The following is a 443-nucleotide window of genomic DNA, read 5'->3' as shown; positions in this document are numbered from 1 at the left end:
GCGGGGTTGGTGGGCGTACGACTCGACGCTGTAGTCGAAGCCGCGAATCTCGCCGCGGCGATGGAAGCCAAGAAGTTGGCGCACACCACTACAGGGGGCGAATCCCCCGAGACCGTGGAACACTTCTACCATCCTAACCATTTCGGCGACTCACTCCACGACGAACTGAAGTGGCTGACCATGGTCGGTACCGCGTTCAGCCGCTCGCCACACATCACTGCCGCTGTTGCCAGCGTCCAGTCCGCTAACCTTTCGATACCTTCTGAATAACAAACTATGGCAACTATCGCTTCATTCGACGACGCGTACTTGGCTGACCCGCATTCTGTGCACGGCAGACTGAACCGCCTATAAGTGTTCGGGGTGGCCTGTCCGGGGCTGGCTGACAGAATCGGTGTCGTCGCGATAACCGGTGTGACTCATGAACCGCTTTGCCTCTTCGA

At 58.5% G+C, this 443-nt stretch carries 1 protein-coding gene; it reads left to right on the top strand.

Annotated features, from left to right (window positions below; genetic code table 11):
• A partial coding sequence (locus ACX4ZE_RS23120; RefSeq protein ID WP_480275575.1) for a DUF6545 domain-containing protein occupies nt 1-270 on the top strand: 270 nt, incomplete at its 5' end.
• Between the last annotated feature and the right edge of the window lie 173 nt (nt 271-443).

The organism is Nocardia sp. TBRC8007 (assembly GCF_056629435.1).
This window is presented reverse-complemented; position numbering and strand designations above follow the sequence as displayed.